Source organism: Paraburkholderia antibiotica (assembly GCF_012927125.1).
GTDB lineage: Bacteria > Pseudomonadota > Gammaproteobacteria > Burkholderiales > Burkholderiaceae > Paraburkholderia > Paraburkholderia antibiotica.
In genome coordinates this window covers 170,011-193,438 of record NZ_JABBFZ010000001.1, presented here as the reverse complement: position 1 = coordinate 193,438, position 23,428 = coordinate 170,011, and the positions used below count along the sequence as shown (strand labels likewise).

Annotated in this window: 21 protein-coding genes, 1 tRNA gene and 1 riboswitch; of the genes, 17 read left to right on the top strand and 5 right to left on the bottom strand. The window is 61.7% G+C overall.

Annotation, left to right across the window (positions count from 1 at the left end; all coding sequences use genetic code 11):
- Positions 1–567 precede the first annotated feature (567 nt).
- Positions 568–778: riboswitch (yybP-ykoY riboswitch) on the top strand.
- Positions 779–789: 11 nt separating this feature from the next.
- Positions 790–1,362 (top strand): TMEM165/GDT1 family protein, encoded by a 573-nt coding sequence (locus HHL14_RS00925; RefSeq protein ID WP_169495713.1) that lies wholly within the window; start codon positions 790–792, stop codon positions 1,360–1,362.
- Positions 1,363–1,595: 233 nt separating this feature from the next.
- Here the strand turns inward: HHL14_RS00925 and HHL14_RS00920 are convergent, their stop codons facing one another.
- Positions 1,596–2,303, bottom strand: a complete 708-nt coding sequence (locus HHL14_RS00920) for a DUF4136 domain-containing protein (RefSeq protein WP_169495712.1) — start codon at positions 2,301–2,303, stop codon at positions 1,596–1,598.
- A 367-nt stretch (positions 2,304–2,670) separates the two neighbouring features.
- Between HHL14_RS00920 and pepN the strand changes: the two genes are divergently transcribed.
- From pepN to HHL14_RS00860, 12 genes are all read left to right on the top strand, one after another.
- Complete coding sequence (gene pepN / locus HHL14_RS00915; RefSeq protein ID WP_169495711.1) at positions 2,671–5,373, top strand: aminopeptidase N; 2,703 nt, start codon at positions 2,671–2,673, stop codon at positions 5,371–5,373.
- A 293-nt stretch (positions 5,374–5,666) separates the two neighbouring features.
- Positions 5,667–6,683 (top strand): class 1 fructose-bisphosphatase, encoded by a 1,017-nt coding sequence (locus HHL14_RS00910; protein WP_169495710.1) that lies wholly within the window; start codon positions 5,667–5,669, stop codon positions 6,681–6,683.
- Between the two features lie 74 nt (positions 6,684–6,757).
- Positions 6,758–6,833, top strand: a tRNA-Thr gene (locus tag HHL14_RS00905).
- A 71-nt stretch (positions 6,834–6,904) separates the two neighbouring features.
- Entirely contained in the window at positions 6,905–7,912 is a 1,008-nt protein-coding gene (locus HHL14_RS00900) for a tyrosine-type recombinase/integrase (protein ID WP_169495709.1), read from the top strand.
- Positions 7,909–8,445, top strand: a complete 537-nt coding sequence (locus HHL14_RS00895) for a hypothetical protein (RefSeq protein ID WP_169495708.1) — start codon at positions 7,909–7,911, stop codon at positions 8,443–8,445. The genes HHL14_RS00900 and HHL14_RS00895 overlap by 4 nt, the downstream gene beginning before the upstream one ends.
- Positions 8,446–8,579: 134 nt before the next feature.
- Positions 8,580–8,921, top strand: a complete 342-nt coding sequence (locus tag HHL14_RS00890; RefSeq protein WP_169495707.1) for a hypothetical protein — start codon at positions 8,580–8,582, stop codon at positions 8,919–8,921.
- A gap of 12 nt (positions 8,922–8,933) precedes the next feature.
- Positions 8,934–9,200: a hypothetical protein gene (locus HHL14_RS00885; protein WP_169495706.1), complete on the top strand. Its 267-nt coding sequence runs from the start codon at positions 8,934–8,936 to the stop codon at positions 9,198–9,200.
- Positions 9,197–10,276, top strand: a complete 1,080-nt coding sequence (locus tag HHL14_RS00880; protein ID WP_169495705.1) for an AAA family ATPase — start codon at positions 9,197–9,199, stop codon at positions 10,274–10,276. Before HHL14_RS00885 ends, HHL14_RS00880 begins: the two co-directional genes overlap by 4 nt.
- 167 nt (positions 10,277–10,443) lie before the next feature.
- Entirely contained in the window at positions 10,444–11,355 is a 912-nt protein-coding gene (locus HHL14_RS00875; protein WP_169495704.1) for a hypothetical protein, read from the top strand.
- Between the two features lie 32 nt (positions 11,356–11,387).
- Positions 11,388–11,804: a hypothetical protein gene (locus HHL14_RS00870; protein ID WP_169495703.1), complete on the top strand. Its 417-nt coding sequence runs from the start codon at positions 11,388–11,390 to the stop codon at positions 11,802–11,804.
- Between the two features lie 168 nt (positions 11,805–11,972).
- On the top strand, positions 11,973–12,455 hold the full coding sequence (locus HHL14_RS00865; protein WP_169495702.1) for a phage terminase small subunit P27 family: 483 nt from the start codon (positions 11,973–11,975) through the stop codon (positions 12,453–12,455).
- A gap of 164 nt (positions 12,456–12,619) precedes the next feature.
- A complete protein-coding gene (locus HHL14_RS00860) occupies positions 12,620–13,747 on the top strand; it encodes a phage major capsid protein (protein ID WP_169495701.1) in 1,128 nt (375 codons plus the stop codon).
- Positions 13,748–13,802: 55 nt separating this feature from the next.
- Here the strand turns inward: HHL14_RS00860 and HHL14_RS00855 are convergent, their stop codons facing one another.
- Both HHL14_RS00855 and HHL14_RS00850 read right to left on the bottom strand, forming a co-directional pair.
- Positions 13,803–14,846 carry a RelA/SpoT domain-containing protein gene (locus HHL14_RS00855; protein ID WP_169495700.1) on the bottom strand — a complete coding sequence of 348 codons (1,044 nt, stop codon included), beginning with the start codon at positions 14,844–14,846 and terminating at the stop codon, positions 13,803–13,805.
- A gap of 1,158 nt (positions 14,847–16,004) precedes the next feature.
- Positions 16,005–17,117, bottom strand: a complete 1,113-nt coding sequence (locus HHL14_RS00850; RefSeq protein ID WP_169495699.1) for an acyltransferase family protein — start codon at positions 17,115–17,117, stop codon at positions 16,005–16,007.
- Positions 17,118–18,153: 1,036 nt separating this feature from the next.
- Here HHL14_RS00850 and HHL14_RS00845 point away from each other — a divergent pair.
- The gene (locus HHL14_RS00845) at positions 18,154–18,303 is read left to right on the top strand and encodes a hypothetical protein (RefSeq protein ID WP_008921206.1); all 150 of its coding nucleotides are present in this window, start codon (positions 18,154–18,156) and stop codon (positions 18,301–18,303) included.
- 289 nt (positions 18,304–18,592) lie between these two features.
- Entirely contained in the window at positions 18,593–19,189 is a 597-nt protein-coding gene (locus HHL14_RS00840) for a chorismate mutase (RefSeq protein ID WP_169495698.1), read from the top strand.
- Between the two features lie 63 nt (positions 19,190–19,252).
- Here the strand turns inward: HHL14_RS00840 and HHL14_RS00835 are convergent, their stop codons facing one another.
- Positions 19,253–20,401 carry an exonuclease domain-containing protein gene (locus HHL14_RS00835; RefSeq protein ID WP_169495697.1) on the bottom strand — a complete coding sequence of 383 codons (1,149 nt, stop codon included), beginning with the start codon at positions 20,399–20,401 and terminating at the stop codon, positions 19,253–19,255.
- A 312-nt stretch (positions 20,402–20,713) separates the two neighbouring features.
- Positions 20,714–20,917, bottom strand: coding sequence for a cold-shock protein (locus HHL14_RS00830; RefSeq protein ID WP_169495696.1), 204 nt, complete (start codon positions 20,915–20,917; stop codon positions 20,714–20,716).
- Positions 20,918–21,316: 399 nt separating this feature from the next.
- On the opposite strand from HHL14_RS00830, the gene HHL14_RS00825 reads away from it, so the two are divergent.
- Both HHL14_RS00825 and HHL14_RS00820 read left to right on the top strand, forming a co-directional pair.
- Positions 21,317–21,565: a hypothetical protein gene (locus tag HHL14_RS00825; RefSeq protein ID WP_169496275.1), complete on the top strand. Its 249-nt coding sequence runs from the start codon at positions 21,317–21,319 to the stop codon at positions 21,563–21,565.
- Between the two features lie 538 nt (positions 21,566–22,103).
- Entirely contained in the window at positions 22,104–23,252 is a 1,149-nt protein-coding gene (locus HHL14_RS00820) for a porin (RefSeq protein WP_169495695.1), read from the top strand.
- Positions 23,253–23,428: the final 176 nt, after the last annotated feature.

Below are 23,428 nucleotides of genomic sequence, written 5' to 3'. Positions count from 1 at the left end.
AGCGCCGCGCGGATCGGGAGGTTTCCAGCCGGGATCGACCTGTCGTCTTATAAGGATTTAGGATTATCGGCAATTGGCCCCGATTATTTAGGCGCCTTTGACAATTAGTCTGATCTTGACCCGCAGGCTCCTTTTGTGGGCGGAATAATACTGAATATTGTGGATTAAATCAGCCAGAAAAGACGTATCCATCTGTATCGGCGCCGCCAAAACAACAGAGTGTCAGACGAATTGACAAAAAAGCCGACGACGGCGCGTGGACCGGCGCTTGCGGGGTTTCGCCGGACGATTATTGGAGACTCGCCGCTTTCGGATCGCGAGCTTTTTCGCAACGATTTTTCCTGCTCGTGAGCGCTCAAAACTTGCGCGCGATACGCGAAACTTTCATTTAACTTTCCGTGCGAGTGTTACAAACCGCTTCAACCGTTGATCGGGTTATCCGCGCAAACCCGGCACGACTCGGTGCAAGCTGGCTTGCGCCGGCACAACCCGGCGCAAGCCCGGCACGATCCCGGCGCACCCGCCGCGCGACATTTGCGGCACCCGCTCGCATCGGCCTGTTATACTCCGCCCCTCATTGGGGAGTAGCCGCCCCGCAGCCTGTCCGCACCGCCTTGCCGGTGTGTCGCGCGGGTGACGCGGGGGCGCCTGTCAACAGACTTGGCCAGCATGGCCATGGCAGACGCAGCCTCTGGCCTGGCGAGACCGATGATCCACACATGCCGCAACAGGGCCCGGCGTGTCGTGGGTCGTCGCTCGTTCACATCTGGCCCGAGGAATCCATTCAACGTGACTCAAGCTTTTCTCATTTCGACCGGCGCGGTCGCGCTCGCCGAGATCGGCGACAAGACGCAACTGCTGTCGCTCGTGCTGGCCGCGCGCTATCGCAAGCCGGTGCCGATCATTCTCGGCGTGCTCGCGGCGACGCTGATCAATCACGCGGGCGCCGGCGCGCTCGGCGCCTGGCTCGGTTCGATGCTGACCCCGACCGTCATGCGCTGGGCGCTGGCCGCGTCGTTCATCGGCATGGGCTTGTGGATCCTCGTGCCCGACAAGCTCGACGACGAGGAAGCCAACACCAACCGCACGCACCTCGGCGTGTTCGGCACGACGCTCGTGACGTTTTTCATCGCCGAGATGGGTGACAAGACGCAGATCGCGACGATCGCGCTCGCCGCGCGCTTTCACGATTTCTTCGGCGTGGTGGCCGGCACGACGCTCGGCATGATGATCGCCAACGTACCGGCGATCCTGCTCGGCGACCGCTTCGCGCATCGTCTGCCGACGAAGCTCGTGCATGGCATTGCGGCCGTGATGTTCGTCGTGCTCGGCGCGATGGCGTTGTTCGGGATGGGGATCTAGGCGGGGCGGCGGCGGGGGTTGCTTCGGCTCGGGGGCGACTCGCGGGCGACGTTGGCGACGTAGACGACTCGCCGGCAACCTGGTCTCACGGCCGCGTTGCGCGGTAGGCAGTACTCAGCACGCGCCGCTCGGCGCAAACAAAACGGCCCGGCAGGTCATCCCTGCCGGGCCGTTTTGCCGTATGACGTCAACTCCTGCCAACGACGCCACCTGCTACACGATCTACTACCCGGTTACTGCCCGGCTTTCGCCCCCGACGCAGCCGCCGGCGCCGACGCGCCGCCCGGCGTAGCAGCCGGCAGCGACACCTCGTTGACGCCGGGCCCCGCGCCGCCGGCCGGAATTTTCACCGTATGCACGGCGCCGTTGGCCAGCGGGAAATCGGCCAGCGCGCTACGCGCGAGATAAGGCATTGCCCGCACCAGCGACGACTCGCCGCCGAAATTGCGCGCCGTCACGTTGTAGACCTCGTTGCCGCTCGCGCGCTCGGTGATCCGCACGCCGAGCAGATGCGTGAACACCGGATAGCTTTGGTTCACGTAGGTCGCCGGGAATGGCCCCCACGGGCCCCACGGATCGAACGGCCGACGACCCCAGTACGGACCGGGCCACGGGTTGTAGTAGACCGGCTCGGCGACCGTCACGATGTCCGAGCGGATTCCATACGCGAGTTCGACCAGATAGCGCGCGTCATTGCGCGCGACTTCGCGGAACGAATGCACCGCGAGTTCATTGGCGACGATCCGCTCGTACGCGCTCAGTTCCAGATTGTTCTGCTGATCGTCGCGCCGCGTGAACGCATAAGTGCGGGTTGCGTCGCTGCCGCTCCACGCCGAGAACGCGGTGACCTGGGTCGTCACGTAGGTCGTGCAACCGGACAGCAGCGCCGTCAGCGCAACGAACAGCAGCGCGATGCGGCGGGTCCATCGATCGATGTTCATGGTCTACCTCGTGAAGCTTCGTAAAGCCCCGGATTGCTTTGATTGAACGTGTTCAGTTAAACGCACGGGGACCGCGCTTATTCCCATGACGGGACGTGACCCACGGACGACGCCGCGCCGACTGCCGTCGTCCGCTTGCCGTCGCGCGCGGCGCCCGATAATACGCTGACCGCGTGAGTCGGTAAAAGGTTCTTGTCGCTGCGCGCGGTCGACGCGCTCGTGCCGGCTCACCCGCTACCTTCCCCCCGCCCCGCTTCCCTCCGCACGGATCGCCCGAGGCTTTGTACAATGGCTCGACAAACCCGGCTCGCGCGCCGCTAGCGCGCGGCCACTCGACTATCGCTCGAATCCTCCACCACTGAACGCCATGGCCGATACCGCAACGCCCAATGTGATCCGCCGCGCCGACTACGCGCCGCCCGCCTTCCTGATCGACACCGTCGCGCTGGAATTCGATCTGGTCCCCGACCGCACGGTCGTCAGGAATACGATGCGCGTGCGCCGCAACCCGGAGGCGTCGCGCGCCGCGCACCTCGAACTGATGGGCGAACAGCTCGAATTCGTGAGCGCAGAAATCGACGGCAAGCCGTTCGCCAACGCGCATCCGCACGAGCACGGCCTGTTGCTCGACAACGTGCCGGACAGCTTCGAGCTGACGCTCACGAGCCTCTGCAACCCCGCGGACAACACCACGCTGTCGGGCCTGTACGTATCGAGCGGCAACTTCTTTACGCAGTGTGAAGCCGAGGGCTTTCGCCGCATCACCTACTTCCTCGATCGTCCGGACGTGATGGCGAGCTTCACGGTCACGCTGCGCGCGAGCAAAGCCGACTATCCGGTGCTGCTGTCGAACGGCAATCTGCTTGAAGAAGGCGACCTGCCGGATGGCCGCCATTTCGCGCGCTGGGAAGATCCGTTCAGGAAACCGAGCTATCTGTTCGCGCTGGTCGCGGGCAAGCTGGTCGCGCTCGAAGAGCGCGTGAAGACCAGCTCGGGCAAGGAAAAACTGCTGCAGGTGTGGGTCGAGCCGCACGATCTCGACAAGACCCGTCACGCCATGGATTCGCTGATCCATTCGATCCAGTGGGACGAACGGCGCTTCGGGCTCGAACTCGATCTCGACCGCTTCATGATCGTCGCGGTCAGCGACTTCAACATGGGCGCGATGGAGAACAAGGGGCTCAACATCTTCAACACGAAGTACGTGCTGGCGAACCCCGAAACCGCGACCGACACCGACTTCGCGAACATCGAGGCAGTGGTCGGCCACGAGTATTTCCATAACTGGACCGGCAATCGCGTGACCTGCCGCGACTGGTTCCAGCTGAGCCTGAAGGAAGGGCTGACGGTATTCCGCGACCAGGAATTCTCGGCCGACATGGCCGCCGGCGGCGGCAACAGCGACGAGGCCGCGCGCGCGACCAAGCGCATCGAAGACGTGCGCGTGCTGCGGCAGATGCAGTTCGCCGAAGACGCGGGTCCGATGGCGCATCCGGTGCGCCCGGAAAGCTACGTCGAGATCAACAACTTCTACACGATGACCGTCTACGAGAAAGGCTCGGAAGTCGTCCGGATGTATCAGACGCTGTTCGGCCGCGACGGCTTCCGCAAGGGCATGGACCTGTACTTCCAGCGCCACGACGGCCAGGCCGTGACCTGCGACGACTTCCGTCACGCGCTCGCCGACGCGAACGGCCGCGACCTCGCGCAGTTCGAGCGCTGGTATAGCCAGGCCGGCACGCCGCGCGTGTCGGTACGCACACGCTACGACGCCGCGCAACGGCGCTACAGCGTGACGCTGCGCCAGGGCTACGGCGAGGTCGCGCCGGCCGCGCGCGAAACGCAGAAGGGACCGCTGCTGATTCCGTTCGCGATCGGCCTGATCGGCAAGGACGGCCGCGACCTGCTGCTGCAACTCGACGGCGAGACGACCCCGTCCGCGTCGACCACGCGCGTGCTCGAATTCACGCAGACCGAGCAGACCTTCACGTTCGTCGACGTCGCCGAGGAGCCGCTGCCGTCGCTGCTGCGCAATTTCTCGGCGCCGGTGATCGTCGAATACGACTACACCGCCGACCAGCTCGCATTCCTGCTCGCGCACGACAGTGATCCGTTCAACCGCTGGGAAGCCGGCCAGCGGCTCGCGACGCGCGAGCTGCTCGCGCTTGCCGCGCGCGCGGCCAAGGGCTCGGCGCTGCAACTCGACGACTCGGTGGTCGCCGCGTTCGCGCGCGTGCTGACTGATGAGACGTTGTCGCCGGCATTCCGCGAGCTCGCGCTGATGCTGCCGTCCGAGTCCTATCTGGCCGAGCAGATGGCCGAATCGAATCCGGCGGCGGTCCACGCGGCACGGCAGTTCGTGCGCAAACGCCTCGCCAATGCGCTGCACGACGACTGGCTGAAGGTCTACGAGCAGCATCGCACGCCGGGCGCGTATAAAGCGACGCCGGAGGCGGCGGGTCATCGCGCGTTGAAGAATCTCGCGCTGTCGTACCTGACCGAGCTCGACAATCCCGCCGACGCGGTGCGCCTCGCGGCCGCGCAGTACGAAACCGCGAACAACATGACCGACCGCGCGGCGGCCCTCTCCGCGTTGCTCAACGCTGGCGCCCAGCAAGGCGGCAGCCCCGATGCGCAGCACGCGCTCGACGACTTCTATCGCCGCTTCGAGAACGAGCCGCTTGTCATCGACAAATGGTTCGCACTGCAGGCCACGCAGCGCGGCAGCGCGCAGCAGCCGGTGATCGACACGGTGCGCAGGCTGATGACGCATCCGGCGTTCAACCTGAAAAACCCGAATCGCGCGCGTTCGCTGATCTTCAGCTTCTGCGCGGCCAATCCCGCGCAGTTCCACGCCGAAGACGGCTCGGGCTACGCGTTCTGGGCCGACCAGGTAATCGCGCTCGACTCGCTCAATCCGCAGGTGGCTGCCCGCCTCGCGCGCTCGCTCGAACTGTGGCGCCGCTTCACGCCGGCGCTGCGCGACCGGATGCGCGCGGCGCTCGAGAAGGTCGCCGCGCAGGTGAAATCGCGCGATGTGCGCGAGATCGTCGAGAAAGCGCTGGGGTGACTCGCAGGTAAGTGACAAGTGCGGGAGCAGAGCGGGTGCGGTGCCCCGCTCTGCTCCGCGCCACGCCACGCGGCCCCCAACCGTCCGATCCGTTCTGAAAAGAAGCCGGCACGCGTGGCCGGCTTTTTTTGCGTAACCGCAGGCGGCGCGCCACACCCGCTTGCACAGCGCGGCGCGCCGCCCTCGTCGTCACCCGATGCCGGCATCCGACGCGCTACGCGGCCCAAAGCACGGAGCCGACACGTCGACCGGTTAAAATCCCAATATTCTTTTTGCCTCTCCGGAGTACAGCAATGTCTTTGCAACGTCGTACCACTCTCTCGAAGTACCTGATCGAGCAGCAGCGCGAGACCAACAATCTGCCCGCCGACCTGCGCCTGTTGATCGAAGTCGTCGCGCGTGCTTGCAAGGCGATCAGCTATCACGTCAGCAAGGGCGCGCTCGGCGATGCTCTCGGCTCGGCGGGCAGCGAGAACGTGCAAGGCGAAGTGCAGAAGAAACTCGACATCCTGTCGAACGAAATCCTGCTCGAAGCGAACGAATGGGGCGGTAATCTCGCCGGCATGGCGTCGGAGGAAATGGAACAGTTCTTCCCGATTCCGGCCAACTATCCGAAGGGCGAATACCTGCTCGTGTTCGATCCGCTCGACGGCTCGTCGAACATCGACGTCAACGTGTCGATCGGCACGATCTTCTCGGTGCTGCGCTGCCCGGACGGTCATCAGCCCACCGAACAGTCGTTCCTGCAGCCGGGTACCCAGCAGGTCGCCGCGGGCTACGCGGTGTACGGCCCGCAAACCGTGCTGGTGCTGACCACCGGCAACGGCGTGAACTGTTTCACGCTCGATCGCGAACTCGGTTCGTGGGTGCTCACGCAAAGCGACATGCGCATTCCGGTCGAAACGCGTGAGTACGCGATCAACGCGTCGAACGAGCGTCACTGGTACCCGCCGGTTCAGCAGTACATCGGCGAGCTGAAGGCCGGCAAGGAAGGTTCGCGTCAGGCCGACTTCAACATGCGCTGGATCGCGTCGATGGTCGCCGACGTGCACCGTATCCTGAACCGCGGCGGCGTGTTCATGTACCCGGCCGACAAGCGCACGCCGGACAAGCCGGGCAAGCTGCGTCTGATGTACGAAGCGAATCCGATGGCGTTCATCGTCGAGCAGGCGGGCGGCGCTGCAACCAACGGCGAGAAGCGCATTCTCGACATCCAGCCGAAGAGCCTGCACGAGCGCGTCGCTGTGTTCCTCGGCTCGAAGAACGAGGTCGATCGCGTGACCCGTTATCACCTCGAAGCGAAAAAGTGATCTCGAAATAAAAAAATGCTTATAGGGGCTTGTCAGATCGATACGGAAGTCCCTATAATCTCGTTTCTCCTGATGCCGGAATAGCTCAGACGGTAGAGCAGCGCATTCGTAATGCGAAGGTCGGGGGTTCGATTCCTCTTTCCGGCACCAAAACCAATACTGGCGAGGCTTCCACGCCCCCATGTACAGCAAACGAATGCGTTGCTCTCATGGGGTCTGTTATGTCCACGTCAAGCCGTAAAATCGTTCGCGCTTCATCTGCAACCGCCTACGAAATCGCCCCTGTTCGCGCCATCGGTGCGCCGGACAGGCGGCGAATCTCCTTCTCCGAACTTGCCTCCGCTTACGAAGCCGCCTATCAAGGCCGCGATCCGTCACGCGCTCAGATTGTCCGCCGCTGGACCCAATACCTTGATGGCTGGATTGCGTGCGATGTGGACGGCGACGCCGTAGCCGATGCGCTTGACGATTGGGCCGCCACGCCTGTGCGACGCTTCATCGGCAAGGATGACAACGGCGCGATGCTCTATCGCGAACTCGGCCTACCGAAACCCGGCTCGATCAACAAGGCAAAGGCCGTGCTTTCCGCCGTCCTCGGTTTTGCAAAAACCCGCCGCCTGATGCCCAAGGGCTGGACGAACCCGTGCCGCGAGGTACCCGGGCTGACGATGAACAACGAGCGCGTGCGCTTTCTGGACGACGCCGAGCGCAAACGCCTGCTGGCCGTTTGCCGCTTGTCGACATGGAACCGGCTTTATTTGCTTGTACTGATGGGCATCACGACGGGCGCGCGCAAGTCGGAACTGCTGCGCCTGCGCTATTCGGACCTCGACCTCGACCTCGACCGCGCGACAGCTTACGTGCGCCTGTCGAAGAACGACGAGCCGCGCATGCTGCCGCTCACGCCCGCCGTCATCGAGGAAATCCGCCGCTTCGGCAAGCCGAAGGTTCGCGAGGCCCTGCTCTTCGCGCGCGTGGGCGACCCTGACCGTGCGTTCACCATCAACCGCTCATGGTCGACCGCCGTGCGTGACGCGCACCTGACTGACTTCAAGTTCCACGACCTGCGGCATACCTGCGCAAGCTACCTCGCCCAGAACGGCGCGTCGCTGCTCGACGTGGCTGCGACGCTCGGACATAAGCAATTAGATGTGACGCGAAGGTATAGCCATCTGACCATCGACAGTAAGCGGGCCATCGTGGAGCGCGTCATGGGAGACATCGCATGAAGAAGGAAAAAACGGCGCCGTATCCGCTCCCCGAAGTCTGGTTGACCGATGCCAGCATCGGCACGCGCGAAAAAATCGGGATGACCATTATCGACGCGGCCATATTCGTCGCAGTGGCCGAACTTGAGCAGGTATTGGTTGATAACTTCAAGGCGGTACTTGGCAACGAACCGCCCGCTCCGTTGCGCCTGGCCATGCGTGTACGGAACCATGAAGTTATCCATAAGGTGCTCACGGCCTTTGAGGAACCGCTTCGGGACGGCTTCCAGAAGATCGACACGAAACAATTGCAGCGCGACGGCAACCGGTATAGCGAAGCCAAAACTGAAAAGGTGCGCGCGCTATGGGTGAGCGAGTATCACCGCCGCGCGGCGCTCCCGCATCACAAGGTTACGAAGAACGAACTGTTCACGCACATCAGCAAGACACTTGGCATGAGCGAGACGAAGGCCCGCGAGGTTGTGAGGGACATCCCGTGGCCACCACCACATGCCGACGACGAAGCGCCACCCGAGAGTGAAAGGGTCGCGTAGCCACCCCATCCCATGAAGTAAACGAGACCGGACCTAAGTTCCGGTCTTTTTTTTTGACCACCATCACATCCATTGGCAGGTCTGGACGCCCGCCAGTATTGGCAACGAACCACCAGTGACCATTGGAGGATGTGATGGAAGAAGTAACCCGCAAGCTCCTGCTCGATATGTATGGCGGGGAACAATCGTGGTGCGCGACCTATGGCGAACCGCTGTTCCAGTCCGAGCAGTCGGGGCGCACCTATGTCTCCGGTCACCGCAAACGCGAACTCATGGACCTCGGCCTGTTGTTCGTCGTCGGCAAGCGCATCGTGACCGACCAGCCGGTGGCCCTCTTCAACGCCATCGTCGAAATGAAGCGGGAGGATTCGCGCGTTCTCGCCAGAGCGACAACCGAAGCGCCTTATGCACCGGTCGAACCCGTCAAGCCGAGGTCCACACGTGTGACTACGTTGCGGGACGATGAAACCGCGTGACCGGAGGCCGTCATGATGCAGGCAGAAAAAAGCCCGCGCGAGGCGGGCGGAAGATCATTGGACATGCCGCTGACGGCATGCGCCGATCGTAGTGCGAAACATTCCCGCGCGCAACTGCTGCGCGTGCGCGTCGAAGCCATGATCGAACGCGAACTGGCCCGCTGCGAGCGTACGCTGACGCCCGCGCGGTGGATCGAACATCGCGAGTGGGTCACGGCGAACGTGGTCGAGGCCGCGCGCCTGTGGCTGCGTGAGCAGGCTGCGCGGGGTGAGCTATGACCGCGTCGTTCATCGACCCCGACGAATATGAGCAGGCCGCAGCACGCGACGACTTCAGCAAGGCCGGCCGCGAGCGCGCTGAAGCGCGCCGCGCGAAGCCCAATGGTCACGGGGAGGCAAAGCCGAACGGCAAGACCAAAGCGCCCGAAATCTGGACCCCGGAGATCGTGATGACCGAAACCCTGATCGCCACACCACCCGTGCGTCCGAAGTTCGTGATCGACGGCCTGCTGCCATGCGGGCTCATCTACGTCGCCGGCCGACCGAAAGGCGGTAAGAGTCTGCTGGCCCTGCAGATGGCCGTTGCGGTGGCGAGCGGCAAGCCGCTGTGGGGCCGCGAGGTGGATGCGGGCCGCTGCTGGTACATCGATATCGAGAACGCCCGCTGGCGCGTGCATGACCGCCTCACGCGCGCCGGGATCGACACCTCGCATATACCGAACCTCGCGTGGTCCTTCGACTGGAAGCGCGGCAATCAGAATGCGCTTACCGAGGCGCTCGACAGGATGCCGGTCAGGATGCTTGTCGTCGACGTGTGGGCGAAGTTTCGTGCGCCGCTCGACCGCAGGCAGGATCAATACGAACAGGAAGGCAGCGAACTCGCATTCCTCGCACGGGAGGCCAACGAACGGGCGATGGCAATCATCGCCGTGGGGCACACAACGAAAAGCGACCTTGGTGACGTCTATGCGCAGATCGGCGGATCGACGGCCGTGGCGGGCGGCGCGGACGCCCTCTTCGTGCTGCGCAAGGAGGCCGACGACCGGCGCGTGCTGCACATGACCGGACGCGATGTGGCCGACAGCCGCCTTCTGCTGCGCCTCGGTGACGACCTGCAATTCCGCTTCATGTGTGATGCCGACGCGATGGTGAGCAACGAGCAGCTGGCCTACCTGCGCGTGATCGCGCAGGGTGCAGGCTTCCAGAGCCAGATCGCGAAGGCGCTCAAGGTAAGCAGTGCCGCCGTCTCGAAGATGGTCTCGCGCCTGCTCGAAGCTGGGCTCGTGCGCCGACCGATGGGCGTGCTGTCGCTCAGCGAGATCGGTCGGCAGATCATCGAAGCCGAGCAGCAATAGGAAAAACAGAAGTAGTAGTAGGTAGTAGTTAGTAGAGTTAGTAGTGTCTATTTGTTTAAGTACGTTACTTTGGTTTATCAGGTTAGCAATGCTTACGAAACTGTATAACTTGCTAACACTTAACCTTGTTTATCTAGACAACCACGTTTCGCAAGGAGGCGAATATCATGGGCCGCGGACTGCACGAAGCGTCGAAGGTTATCCGTGATGCCGCGATCAACATACTCGAAACAATCCATCCTGCGACCGTTCGGGCAGTCTGCTACAAGCTGTTCACGATAGGACTGATCCCGAACATGGCCAAGACGAGCACCAACAAGGTGTCGTCGCTGCTCACGCGGGCGCGCGAAAGCGGGCATGTCGAATGGGAATGGATCGTTGACGAGACCCGTCGCCCGGAACGCGCACAGCAATGGGATAACCCCATGCAGATCATGAACGCCGCAGTGCTCGGGTACCGGCTCGATTACTGGAATGACCAGCCGTTTCACGTCGAGGTGATCAGCGAGAAGGGCACCGTACGCGGCACGATTGCGCCCGTGCTCGATGAACTGGGCGTGACCTTTCGCGTGCTGCACGGATACGGGTCTGCCACAACTGTGCACGATATCGCTGACGAGATCCGGAGCGCGATGAAGCCGACCCACCTGCTATACATCGGCGACTTCGATCCGAGCGGCATGCACATGTCGGAAGTCGATCTGCCTGACCGGCTCGACCGCTACGGCGCGAATGGCCGTATGTGGCCGATTCCGTTCGAAGACCGCAATTACATCCTGAAGCGAATAGCGCTTACCTCGGACGACGTGAAGCACCCGGCGTTGCCTGGATTCGCGACCGACTCGAAGGCGAACGATCCGCGTCACCAGTGGTACAAGCGCATGTACGGCGACCAGTGCTGGGAACTCGATGCGATGGACCCGCGCGACCTTCGTGAGCGTGTGCGTGAAGAGATCGAGGCGCTGATCGAGCGTGATGCGTGGGAGCACTGCATGAGAATTGAGACTGTCCAGCGGCAGTCCATGAACGATTTCATGGGCGCAGTGAGGGCGAAGTTCGACGGCGACAGTCCTATTTGATGGCTTGCCCGCAAATAGAAACGGAGACAGACATGAGCACACACCTCAGCAAATACAGCGACACCGAACGTTATGCGCTCGACGTGCTCACGCGTCTGCACCAGGGGATGCGCGAACTCGCGGGGACCGGTGGCCGTCTGCGTGTCGGGAGCGCCGACGAGATGCGCAGCTACTGCATGACCGTCATGCACTCGATCGAAGTAGTACGGGCAAACGATTCGCTGCTGCTCGCGTTCGGACGGCAGCGCACCACCGCCCTCTCACTGAGCGGACCAGCGAACGTGCCGGGCTATGTGAGCGTGCCGGAAGTGCTGAAATTCTGCCGCGACGATGCGCAGCTGCGTGCGGCCGGCATGTATGCGCTTGGTGAGATCACCGCGAACGTGATCGGCCTGCTCGCCGACTGCGAGGACGTCCAGCCCGCCAGCGGCCCGCGCACGCTGAACTGAGCGCTTGCCTCGCATCCTCGCGAGCGATAACGTTCGGATAGCGAAGCAGTCGCGGCTCGAGGCGAAGGCGAGGCGGTGGGGCGGGTCAAATGTCGAAAGTCGATTCGCCCAGCACCCCCCTCCAACATTTGTTTGCAAAACGGCAAAACGGATTACAGGGGGTCGAACATGGCACGCCCACGGAAACCAACCGCGCTGCACGTTGTCGACGGCACGTTTCGCGCCGACCGGCAGCCGCGCAAAACGCTGACGCCGGGCGCGAAGATGCCGGACGCGCCGGCGCACGTGCGGCGAGACCTGATCGCCTTCACCGAGTGGCGGCGCATCGCCAGGGAGTTCGCGGGGCTCGGCATGATCACCGCGCTCGATCGCGGGCCGCTCGCGGCGGTGTGCGTGCTGTACGGGCGCTGGGTGCGCGCGGAGAACGCGCTGGCGAAGATGGGCGAGCGCGACGCGACCACGCACGGCCTGATCATCAGGACGGCGCTGGGTAACGCGATCCAGAATCCGCTGGTGGGCATTGCGAACCGCGCGATGCTGATGTACGTGCGCATGTGCCGCGAGTTCGGCATGACACCAGCGGCGCGAGCGGGTATCGAGATGGCCCCGGGACCGACCGATGACGAAACACCGGCCGGCCGGTACTTCTGAGCAGCAACGACTAACGGCGAAAACTGGCCGTGCGGATGCCTGCGTGATGCTGTGCGATCCGTTTTGCAGTGACGCGCTGGCTGCGCGCCGTGGCTCTGCGCGATGCTGAACCCGTCCACGCCGACCGAAACCGCCGACGCAGGAGAATCGAAACGGAGTCCGAAATGGACATGAGTGAAATGAAGCAGATGGTCATGCAGGCGTTCGCGGATCGCGACAAGGCCATGACCGAACGGATGCAGGGAATCGAAACGAACCTGCTCGACCTCGGGCAGAAGTACGGCGGCATCGACGAGGGCCGGCGCATTGGCAGCGGCGCACGCGGCACCTCGCTCGGCGCGCTGGCCGCGAAGTCGAACCTGCTCACCCAGTGGGCCGGTGGCAACGGGCCACGCACCGTACGCGCAGCCTTCGACGACTACGACCTGAAGGCCGACCTTGCGCCGGTCACGAACCAGACCTTCCCCGGTCAGGCGCAGCAGATTCTCGTGCCGCCGCTGGTGCTGCCGCGCTTCTGGTCGAGCCTCGTGTCGCTGCCGACCACCGCGAGCGCGGTGCAGGCGATCGGCGGCGAACTCGCCAACAATGCCGACTACCAGTACCCCGAGGGCACGCTCAAGGCGCAGAGCACGCTCGGGCTGACCGACACGCTGTTCCCGGTCTGCACGATCGCGCACTGGATCATCGCCTCGAAGCAGGTGCTCGATGACGAACCCGCGCTGCAGTCCTTCATTGACGTGCAGATGCGCGAGGGGCTGCAGACGAAGGTTGATGCCGAGGTGCTCGACGGCAACGGCGCACCGGGTCACCTGACCGGGCTGATCACGGCCGGCACCGCGCTTGACGGCGCAGGCGGTGACAACAAGCTCGACACGATCCTGATCGCGGTCGCCACGCTGGTGGCGCAGGGCGCGACGCGTGTCGTGGTCGGCCTGAACCCGCTCGACGTGATCGGTATGGCAACCATGAAGGACGCGAGCGGCGCATACCTGATGAACCCGCTGGTGCCATTGGCCGGTGTGCTCGGGGCGACGTTCGTGCCGGTCGCAGCGATCCCGCAAGGCAGCTATGTCGCCGCCGCGACGCCGCAGGGCGCATACATCGCGCTGCGGCAGGGCGTGGTGCTCGAGATCAGCCGCGAGGACGCCGACAACTTCCGGCGCAACCTCGTCACGATCCTTACCGAGACGCGGCTCGCGGTGGTAGTGGCGAATCCGACGCTCGTGTTGCGGGGCGGATTCTCGGCGGCAACCACTGTGGGCACGGCGACGCACGCGGGCAAGAGCAAGTAGGCACGCAAGTCTACAGGCCCCGCTTCGGCGGGGCTTTCCTTATAGGCAATCGCTCCTATCCAACCTGCGCAATCACCTTGGAGATTTGCGCAACGAATGCTTGGGTATCAAGAAAGTAGTTCGGATACGCCTTGCGAAGTGCGTCAATCGGCCCGGCGGACACTAGGACGGCTTCGATAGGCTCTCCTGCATTTGTGCGCTTCTCGATTTCCGCGTAGTCCAAGTTCGCCTGCTCCAACCGTGAGATCGGGTATGGACGGAGAAAGACGGCGCGCTTCGCGGAATCGAGGATGATCAGGTGGTACGCGCCTTGTCCACGCTCACTGGTGATCTTGTCAGCGGCAATGGCGAAGCCGTTCAGTTTTTCAAGCACACGAAGGCGGTGTTCGGCCTCGGCAAGCTCTGCGTACACCTCCGCGCTCGCCTTCCCTTCAAATCCAGGCACAGGGGGGCACTTTTCCACAATGGCGAGCGCCGCGCCCGCCTTGCTGAAAAACTCCCGCCATTCCTGATCGCCTTGACCGGATTTAAGAGCCTGACCGAGAAACGTCCCCATCGTCTCAACCGCCGTCGCCCAGGCATGTTGCAATCGGGTGCGCATTTGCAGTTCTACACCCAGGCCATCGTATTCAGGCGCACGGACGTTTGCGTAGCGGTAAATCAGATGTATGCCACGATAGCCATCCGGCTTTGGCTCGTTGATGTAGTCCTTGGAAGACACCAGCTGATGCTGGAAATTGGCGTTTCGATATGCGGCTTCAAGTTTCCGAACCTTGCCCACAGAATCCAGGACCGCGCGAAGCCCACCGATGTCCTGCATGCGAGCCAGTTTCATATCCTCGAATCGGCGAAGCTTAAAAACGATCGAAGGGGTGCGCTTCATCCGTTGCGCGACGAGTGCCTTCGCGTCTATTCCCCGAAGCTTGTTCCGAAGCGTCGCTTGAAAGGTGTTGATTGGATATCCGTGGCAAGCTCGCCAGTTGGTCAATACTGCGTCCGCCCATGCTTGATCGTCCGCTGCGTACTTTTCCGGCGCCGCCAGTATCTGTCCCGCGCGATTGACCTGGCCTTTCGAGTAATTTGGTTTTACGAATGCCACTGCACACTGCTCCTAAAAGCTGGCGGAAGATGCGGTGCCACCCGCTGTCGAGGACCAAGTGGCTACGGCAAATAAGTCGCAAAATTTACCATATTTTTTTGTGATGACCATGCCGATGTGCATTGGCATGGTCGACACGCTCGACCGCCACGGCGAGCGCGTGCTCGGTGGCTCAACGATTCTCGACATCGCGCTATGCGTCGATTCTGGCGAGCCGGGCCGGTCTGGACGTCGCCATCGAGCGCGGGGTCGTCGACTGCCTAGCGGGCTTTGGTCGGGAGGTGTGGATCGCGAGGATTCATGGTGCTGCGCCCGCCGAAGGCGTGCCCCGCACGTTCATCACGTGGACCGGCACCGAGGCTCAATTTCGCGCATCGGGGTACTTCGCTGACCCACGACCATTTCCACGCAGGCGCGCCGATGGCCGCATCCCGAAGGCCTGCGCGGACACCTCTGGCGAACCGGGGCAGACGAATTCTCTTACGTGATCGAGTCTGTCTCCACTAGCGGCAGATCGAGACCACCGGTTAAACAGGTCTCGCGGGCGCTGGAGTGCGAAAGCTACCGCGCCTTCCGCGAGCGGCTGCTGTCGCCACCCTTGCCGGGCGAATAGCCGTGTGCACGCCGAATTGCGCACGGGCGATTTGCTGCGCGCGATGGAAAAGGATCAAGGCGGTCGGCCTAAAAAAACCGGTCCACCGAGACGACCGGTTTTCTAGCGAAACTGAAACACTCATCGACCTCGGCATCAGCAAGGACCAGTCGTCGCGCTGGCAAGAGCGGCCAAGGTGCCAAAGGCGCAGCGAGGCCCGAAATCGGGCCGTGGCGGGCTTCGCGGGGTCGGGAAGTACCAATGCGTCCGAAAGGACCGGGACCGTTAGAGGCCCACTTTTCGTCTGAAATCCATAGCAGACGCATTCGCGGCTTCTCGATTCTGGCGGTTCGCTGGTAAATGGCTACTCAGACACTCCTGTTATACTTACGGTTCACCTGTGCATGGAAAAGTATTCGTAATGCGAAGGTCGGGGGTTCGATTCCTCTTTCCGGCACCATCAAGTTTCAAGCAAAAAGCCCAGTCCTCGTGACTGGGCTTTTTGTTTTCCGGCTCCGCATTGGGGAGCACTTCGCTCAGCGCCCCCGGCCTTCAAGGCGCAACGTTCAGGACGCGGACGCTGTGGGGCTCGCCGGCTCCTCCTGAGTTTCCGCGCCCTTGTTGCGCCACGCCTGCGTCCTCGCGACGATCGCGCGACGCGCCGGCACCTCGATGAGGAAATAGCCAAGCGCCCCACCCGCCACGACCACGCCCAATTCGACGAGCAGGATCAGCAACGCAACGAGCGGGCTCTGCGGCACATGAAGCCTTCTGACGACCTGGTTGCAGGCGATTTGCAGGATCGGATGAATCAGATAGATCGAGAACGAGATTTCGCCGAGAAACACGGCGATCCGATTGCCGAACAACGCGTTGCCGACCACCCCGCCTTTGGCGAGGCCCGCGATCACGAGCAGGATCAATGGCAGGAGCAGGAACGGCAACGTGGTCGACAGGCACATCAGCACCATCAACGCGACGAGACCGCAGCACATGAGGACATCGCCGGGTTCCCACGTCTTCAGCAAACGAAACAGCCAGTAGCCGGCGATGAACTGCGGGACGATCCGCAGCACGCCGAACGTGGTGAGCCCGAGGTCGCCATCGTTGTAGAGAAAGCAGTAGACGCACAGCAGCACCCAGCAGACGAGCACGATGACGCCACAGGTGACGCGCGACACCCGGCTCAACACCTTCGCGCACAGCGGAAACAGAAACAGATAGGCGAACCATTCGGCGCTGATCGACCAGGACACGAAGTTCCAGCTGAGCTTCTTGTCGAGTCCCCACGCATGCACGAGAAGCACGTTCTCGACCGCGGTGCGCGCGGTGTAGTCCACGTCGCTGTGCGCAAACTCATGTCCGACGCGCTTCGCGGCGAACCACATTCCGACGAACAGCAGGAACGTCACCAGATGCAGCGGATAAACGCGCGCGAATCGCTTGACGATAAACGACCGATAGTCGCCCCACCCGAACGCGATGCCGCGTGACGGCAGATAGGTGTAGGCGAGGATGAAGCCGCTCAACACGAAAAAGATGTCGACGCCCCATACCCAGTTGTCGACCAGGTGCACGATCCCGAGCGGCAGCACGCCCTCGTTGTCGGCAAAGTGATGCACCACCACGAGCAGCGCGGCGAACGCTCGCAAGCCGGTCAGGTTGTCGATCTTTTGCATGAATCCCCCCAGGCGATAACGCATACGGGCACGAAACGGTGCCGCGCAAAACGGATCCGACCGCACGATGGCGCGGCTCACTGATGCGAGAAAGAGGTTGGTGCAACGACCTTGCGAGACAGACTTTTATGCCCTGCTACCGCTGTTTTGCGGTATCGGCTGCCTGTTGACTGACGTGCCTTGTGTTCGGCGGATCACGCTGAGCGGTCAGCGGCGCTTACGACTCGGCAATCGCATCCTATAAGTTCGCCGCCGCCGGCTGTATGCGCTAACGCACCAAGCCGCATGCAACGCCCAATGGCTTACCGGTCGGGTTGTTCGGCGTTGGTAATGGCTGCGTGCAGCGGACGCCCCGTGCGGGCCAGGGACAAGTTCTAAACGACCGTTTGCGGCTGACACCCGGCTTGCACCGGCGGACAGTGGTCCAGCCTCGCGGTAGAGAGAGATTGAATTGCGCGCAAACGAATGACCGCTCCAATTGTCGGCGCGCGGAACGTCATTAAAGGTCTGTCATCCGATGAGGAGGTTTTGGCGCAAAAGTATGTGAATGAGTTTGCTAGCCAACTGTCAGACAGTCGATTAGTACAGAAAATCATTAAATATTGTTCACACCGTCAACGTCAGCGGGAATTTGCCGTTTACAAAGAATGAGGTCTGAGTCGTTTCAATCGGCAAATAACGAACGTTCACTCGACGAAGTAGAAAATCCTGCCGATGCGGCAGCGCACAACGTTGTCATGATTTATTCACATGAGAACGTTAATGGAAAGCGGGAACGGCGTCGGTCGAGTGTGCAGAAACGCCTTCGGCACAGAGGCGGAGAAGGGAAACGGTGGGGAGTGCGAAGGATTGATTCTGGATCTGGCGAGAAGATGCGAGAGCAATCATATGCGACAGCCAGCGATAAATTTTATTCAAACCCTCCGTTCAAGTGTTGGCTTGTGCCGTTAAAGCAACAGAGAGTAAGTGACTTGCATCGCGCACTGGTGCGATGCGGGGACCGAGGCAGATAATCGGTTAGTAAAGGAGAAAGATCATGGATGCCAAACCACCGAAGATTCCGACCCCGGATAAAGTCTTTTACCCGGATCCGGAACCCGTGGCCGTCGAGTTTCTGGGTGCCGAACTGCCGGAGCACGTTCGCGCATTTTTCGACGAACAACGTAAGTCGTGCGATCCGAAGTAACGGGGCAGTGGCGCGATGCAGCATCGGTGCGCGTGCAATCAGCGCGTGGCGAATACTCGCGCCCTCATTATTCGACCGTTTTCCGCGTCATGACGCAGGATCGGCTCGTCTGAACATTCCGTAGCGCTGGGCCGACCGGCTTACGCGCTCGATTCCGTGCGCCCACTCCTCCGGCGCGCATGTCTGAACTTCCATCACATCGGGTTTTGAGCGGCACGTACCCGTTGTGGGCCGGGCATCATTTATCCTTCTGTTTTTTCCGTCATCGGCCGCCCGGCCAGGTCACCTCATGAATCGTTCGCTTCGCCTCGGCATGTCCTGCGCGCTCGCGCTGGCTGCCACGCTCATCGTCACACCCGCCCCAGCTTTCGCCGATGGCGACGACACCGCACTCACCAACCTGATTGCGCTGGTTTCGCAGCGCCTCGCGCTCGCCGAACCCGTTGCACGCTGGAAATGGGCGAATCACCAGTCGATCACCGATACGCCGCGAGAAAAAGCGCTGCTCGCCGATGTCGAAAAACGCGCCGCCGCGGCGAACGTCGATCCGGCATTCGCCCACGCGTTCTTCCAGGATCAGATCGACGCGAGCAAAGACGTTCAGAATGCGCTCTTCGCCACATGGCGCAGCACGCAACCGCCGCAAGGCCCCGCGCCCGATCTCGCCGCGAGCACGCGACCGCAACTGGACAAGCTGACGCAATCGCTGGTGGCCGGTCTCGCACGCGTCCAACCGATGCGCACCGCGGACGATTGCCCGTCGCGCGTCGCGCAATCGCTGGCCAACTGGAAATCGCTAACGCGTTATGACGCCGTCCATTCGGGCGCGCTGACGCGCGCGCTCGGACACGTATGCGAAACGGGTGGAGTCGGCGCGACCGGCTGATTTCGTCCGCCGCCCCGCCCGCCGCTCCTCTCCACGCAACGGCCCGCATGCGGGCCGCGCGCCTCAAGCGGCAAAGCTTGACTCGGGCGTGTCGCTCGACACGCTCAGCGGCATCACGCGCAGACCGCGCGCGAGATGGCTCTGCAAGATGCGATAGGTCGACAGCTCGAACGCGCCGGCGATCGCCGACACATGCAGTTGCGCAGCCTGTGCGAGCGACGGCGCATGGCCCAGGTAGCGCCATCGGTCGACCACATGAAAGACGCGCTGCGTGTCGTCCCGCTCCTCGAACACGATGGGGCCGTCGAACGGCCACGGCGCATCCGCAGGGTCGCTCTTCGTGACGCGCGGCAAACGGTTCTGGCCCGGCCGCAACGTCGTAATCCACTGGGCTTCGGCCAGCATCGCCCCGAGTTCGCCCCCGGTCGAGCGCCACTCGACGCGCCGCACCTGCTGCGCCAGCCGGATATCTTTCGATGAGCGCCGTTCGCCCGTCAGATGCGAGCGCAATCGCTGGCGCACTCGCACGCTGCGCCCGACGTAGAGCGGCGCGTCATCTTCGCCATAGAACGCATACACGCCGCAGCCGGCCGGCGCGGTGTCGAGCAGATCCTCGGTGATATCTCCGGCGAGCCGGTAACGCCGTGTGGTGCGTTCGATCTGCGCGCGCAACGTATCGAGCGGCACGAGCGTGGGCAGACGCTGCCAGAACTGCCAGATCAGATCGGCGTCGGCGAGCGCGCGGTGACGGTCCGACGGCACGAGCGCGTGACGTTCGACGAGCGCGTCGAGGCCGTGGCGTTTTTCGGCCGGAAATAATGCGCGCGACAACCGCACCGTGCACAGCACGTCCGGATCGAACGCCAGTCCGGCGCGACGAAATTCGCTGCGCAGAAATCCGCGATCGAAACTCGCGTTGTGCGCCACAAACAGCTTGCCGTTCAAACGCTCGAGCAGCGCCGGCGCGACCGACTCGAACGTGGGCGCGCCGCGCACCATCTCGTTCGTGATGCCGGTGAGTTGCTGAATAAACGATGGAATCGGCTGCTGCGGGTCGATCAGACTGCTCCAGCGCGACACGCCGGCCGGCCCGATCTCGACGACACCGACCTCGGTAATACGATGTTCACTCGTGGAGCCCCCGGTCGTTTCAAGGTCGACAAAGACGATCGGCACATCGAGAGCCGCTTCCGGCGAAAACTGTTCAGACATGAGGGAAAAAGTTTGAGACGCGTGGCTGTGCGGCAAGTATGCACCAGGTAAGCGCCGGGCATCCATGTAGCCGGGTTCGGCGGCAAAACTGGACGCGAGCTTGGGAGACCGATTTAGCCGGCAAATTGTAGCTATGATTAAAGCAAAATGATTTTCGTCAAAATTACCGGCAAGCATTGCCTGGCATTATTGAACTGACAGAAGGCAATGCCACGGACGCAGCCAATTACATCACTTCAAAATAAAAACCCTCGCACTTCGGCGAGGGTTTTCCCTGAAAACTGCTGAGCGTTTGCACTCAATACCGCAGCTTCACAGTGGCTGGATGTTTGCCGCCTGCTTGCCCTTCGGGCTGGTCTTGATGTCGAAAGACACACGCTGATTTTCCTTCAGTGACTTGAAGCCTTCCGCGCGGATCTCCGAGAAGTGGGCGAACAGATCTTCGCCGCCCGCATCCGACGTGATAAAGCCAAAGCCCTTAGCATCGTTGAACCATTTGACGATACCGGTTTCCATTTCCTGTTTTCCCTCGTTGTTTATCCAGATCAGGCATTGCCCAGAAGCGAACCAACCCCGTATTCATTATTAGCTAATATCCGACAGGTATAAAAATCAGAACCAGCCAATGAAATACGGCTTCGTTGTTATACGGGGAACAGAGAATGGGCGTCAAGTAAACTTTACATTTGTGCTTGCCGCATTAAAAAGCACCCTCACCCGGCATTGAATCCCAGATTTCGGATCAGAATTACCGAAAATAGGATTTAATCTACATCAAGGAACAGCAAAATTTGCACCTATGATGCATAAATGTAACTAAATCCTGGTTTCCGTAAGTGTTTGTCCGACTGGTTGCGATGCATGCGACATCGCATGATGCAAATCGGTAGTAGCGATGTGCTTCAGGAGGTTGCCATGCCGTTCAATGAAATTCGCCGACTCCTTGCCTGGCTCACCCATTCACATACCGAGGTAGCGGCAGATCAACCTGCCCAGACGGCCGACACGTCGACGGTCTTTGATTTCGATCCGATGTGGCATGGGGATCACTGGCAGAACCTGCTGTCGTCGCCGATGGACGCGCGTCGATATGTGATGGAAGACTGGAGTGCGTCAGTCGCGACGGACTGGGACGAAGCGGACGGGACCGCCCCCGCGCACTAGGCAAGGCCACGAATACGTTATTCGCAGACAAAAAAAAGCGCGACTGGGGAGCCGCGCCGACAAAGGTTTGGAGATCTTTTTCGTCAACGAAAAAGTCTGCTTCGGAAAGCAGAAATTACAGTATAGCGGCCGTCTGCAACTTCTATTATTCACACTATTAACAATCATCTATTGCCCTAATAACAACAATCAACAACAATCATTTTTTGCATTTCCATCTCGTTGTTTTTTCGCATCATTTGGTGTCGCAAATGAGCAACGCCAATCAAAGCGCACCTGTCTTTCAATCCCGTCGATAACGCTCGAAGCCTTTATCCGCAAGGCTTAAGCGCCCCTTCTCCATAATTTCTTATCCCGTAATACTTTATTGCTGAAATCGGAACGTCCACTTTCAGAAGTGTCTCTCTACACTCTGCCTAAACGGAAACCGGCGCGAATCTGGTCACGCGCTTATCACGCGAATTCCGCTATCCGCGGCGCCGTGTGAAGGTACCCCAAGCCAAGGTTTTATACCTCTCTCGCTCCTGGAGTCATATAAATGAAGAAGACACTCATGGTCGCGGCCCTCACGGGCGTTTTTGCAACGGCAGCGCATGCGCAAAGCAGCGTCACGCTGTACGGCCTGATCGACGCCGGCATCACCTATTCGAACAATCAGCACGGCCATGCCAACTGGCAAATGACGAGCGGCTCGGTCAACGGCAGCCGTTTCGGCCTGCGCGGCGCGGAAGATCTGGGCGGTGGTCTGAAGGCAATCTTCACGTTGGAAAACGGCTTCGGCATCAATGACGGCACGCTCAAGCAGAACAGCCGTCTGTTCGGCCGCCAGGCGTTCGTCGGTCTGTCGAGCAATGATTTCGGCGCCGTCACCCTCGGCCGCCAATATGACAGCATGGTCGACTACGTCGGTCCCCTTGCGCTGACCGGCACGCAATACGGCGGCACGCAGTTCGCACACCCGTTCGACAACGACAATCTGAACAACTCGTTCCGAATCAACAATTCGATCAAGTATCAAAGCGTGAACTACGGCGGCTTCAAGTTCGGTGCGTTGTACGGCTTCTCGAACCAGGCTGACGGCTTCGCGAACAACCGTGCGTACAGCGCGGGCGCGTCGTACAACTGGGGCGGCCTGAACGTCGCAGCGGCTTACCTGCAACTGAACAGCAACGGTGCCAGCAGCGCGGCCGCGGCATTCAACTCGGGGGGTGCGGTGTCGGGCGACAACACGTTCTTCGCGGCACGCCAGCAAACGTGGGGCGCAGGTGCCAACTACGCGTTCGGCCCGGCAACGGTCGGCCTCGTGTACTCGCAGACGAACCTGCATGGTCTGGCCGGCATCAGCCAGGCTGCATCGGGTATCGCGGGCGGCGTGGGCTTCCCGACCAACAGCGCGCAGTTCCAGAACTTCGAAGCCAATGCCCGTTACGCTCTGACGCCGGCACTGAGCCTCGCGGCCGCCTACACCTACACCCGCGCGAACCTGTCCAGCACACACGTCCACTGGAACCAGGCGAACTTGCAAGCCGCCTACGCGTTGTCCAAGCGTACCGACGTGTACCTGCAGGGCGTCTATCAGGCGGCTAACGAAGATTCGATCGTCGACGCCAACATCAACGGCCTTGGCGCAGCTTCGAGCAGCAACAAGCAGGTTGCTGTGACGGCGGGTCTGCGTCACCGCTTCTAAGCACTGCGGAAGTCGTTACTGCAGTAGAAAAGGCGCCGTTCGCGGCGCCTTTTTTTATGCCCTTATGCCCTTTGTGCCCGTTCGCGACGACCCGATGCCTACGGTGGCCAAAGACAGGCGTTTGCACAAGTCAAGTTCAGGTAGCTTACGTACCTCCCTGCGCAGCGCCGACAACC

Bases quoted from the DNA above. Each gene is read 5' to 3' on its own strand.
- HHL14_RS00860 (WP_169495701.1), top strand. From the start codon at position 12,620: ATGGACATGAGTGAAATGAAGCAGATGGTCATGCAGGCGTTCGCGGAT.
- HHL14_RS00825 (WP_169496275.1), top strand. From the start codon at position 21,317: ATGCCGTTCAATGAAATTCGCCGACTCCTTGCCTGGCTCACCCATTCA.
- HHL14_RS00910 (WP_169495710.1), top strand. From the start codon at position 5,667: ATGTCTTTGCAACGTCGTACCACTCTCTCGAAGTACCTGATCGAGCAG.
- HHL14_RS00840 (WP_169495698.1), top strand. From the start codon at position 18,593: ATGAATCGTTCGCTTCGCCTCGGCATGTCCTGCGCGCTCGCGCTGGCT.
- HHL14_RS00835 (WP_169495697.1), bottom strand. From the start codon at position 20,401: ATGTCTGAACAGTTTTCGCCGGAAGCGGCTCTCGATGTGCCGATCGTC.
- HHL14_RS00900 (WP_169495709.1), top strand. From the start codon at position 6,905: ATGTCCACGTCAAGCCGTAAAATCGTTCGCGCTTCATCTGCAACCGCC.
- HHL14_RS00830 (WP_169495696.1), bottom strand. From the start codon at position 20,917: ATGGAAACCGGTATCGTCAAATGGTTCAACGATGCTAAGGGCTTTGGC.
- HHL14_RS00875 (WP_169495704.1), top strand. From the start codon at position 10,444: ATGGGCCGCGGACTGCACGAAGCGTCGAAGGTTATCCGTGATGCCGCG.
- HHL14_RS00880 (WP_169495705.1), top strand. From the start codon at position 9,197: ATGACCGCGTCGTTCATCGACCCCGACGAATATGAGCAGGCCGCAGCA.
- HHL14_RS00885 (WP_169495706.1), top strand. From the start codon at position 8,934: ATGATGCAGGCAGAAAAAAGCCCGCGCGAGGCGGGCGGAAGATCATTG.
- HHL14_RS00865 (WP_169495702.1), top strand. From the start codon at position 11,973: ATGGCACGCCCACGGAAACCAACCGCGCTGCACGTTGTCGACGGCACG.
- HHL14_RS00870 (WP_169495703.1), top strand. From the start codon at position 11,388: ATGAGCACACACCTCAGCAAATACAGCGACACCGAACGTTATGCGCTC.
- HHL14_RS00820 (WP_169495695.1), top strand. From the start codon at position 22,104: ATGAAGAAGACACTCATGGTCGCGGCCCTCACGGGCGTTTTTGCAACG.
- HHL14_RS00890 (WP_169495707.1), top strand. From the start codon at position 8,580: ATGGAAGAAGTAACCCGCAAGCTCCTGCTCGATATGTATGGCGGGGAA.
- HHL14_RS00920 (WP_169495712.1), bottom strand. From the start codon at position 2,303: ATGAACATCGATCGATGGACCCGCCGCATCGCGCTGCTGTTCGTTGCG.
- pepN (WP_169495711.1), top strand. From the start codon at position 2,671: ATGGCCGATACCGCAACGCCCAATGTGATCCGCCGCGCCGACTACGCG.
- HHL14_RS00845 (WP_008921206.1), top strand. From the start codon at position 18,154: ATGGATGCCAAACCACCGAAGATTCCGACCCCGGATAAAGTCTTTTAC.
- HHL14_RS00895 (WP_169495708.1), top strand. From the start codon at position 7,909: ATGAAGAAGGAAAAAACGGCGCCGTATCCGCTCCCCGAAGTCTGGTTG.
- HHL14_RS00850 (WP_169495699.1), bottom strand. From the start codon at position 17,117: ATGCAAAAGATCGACAACCTGACCGGCTTGCGAGCGTTCGCCGCGCTG.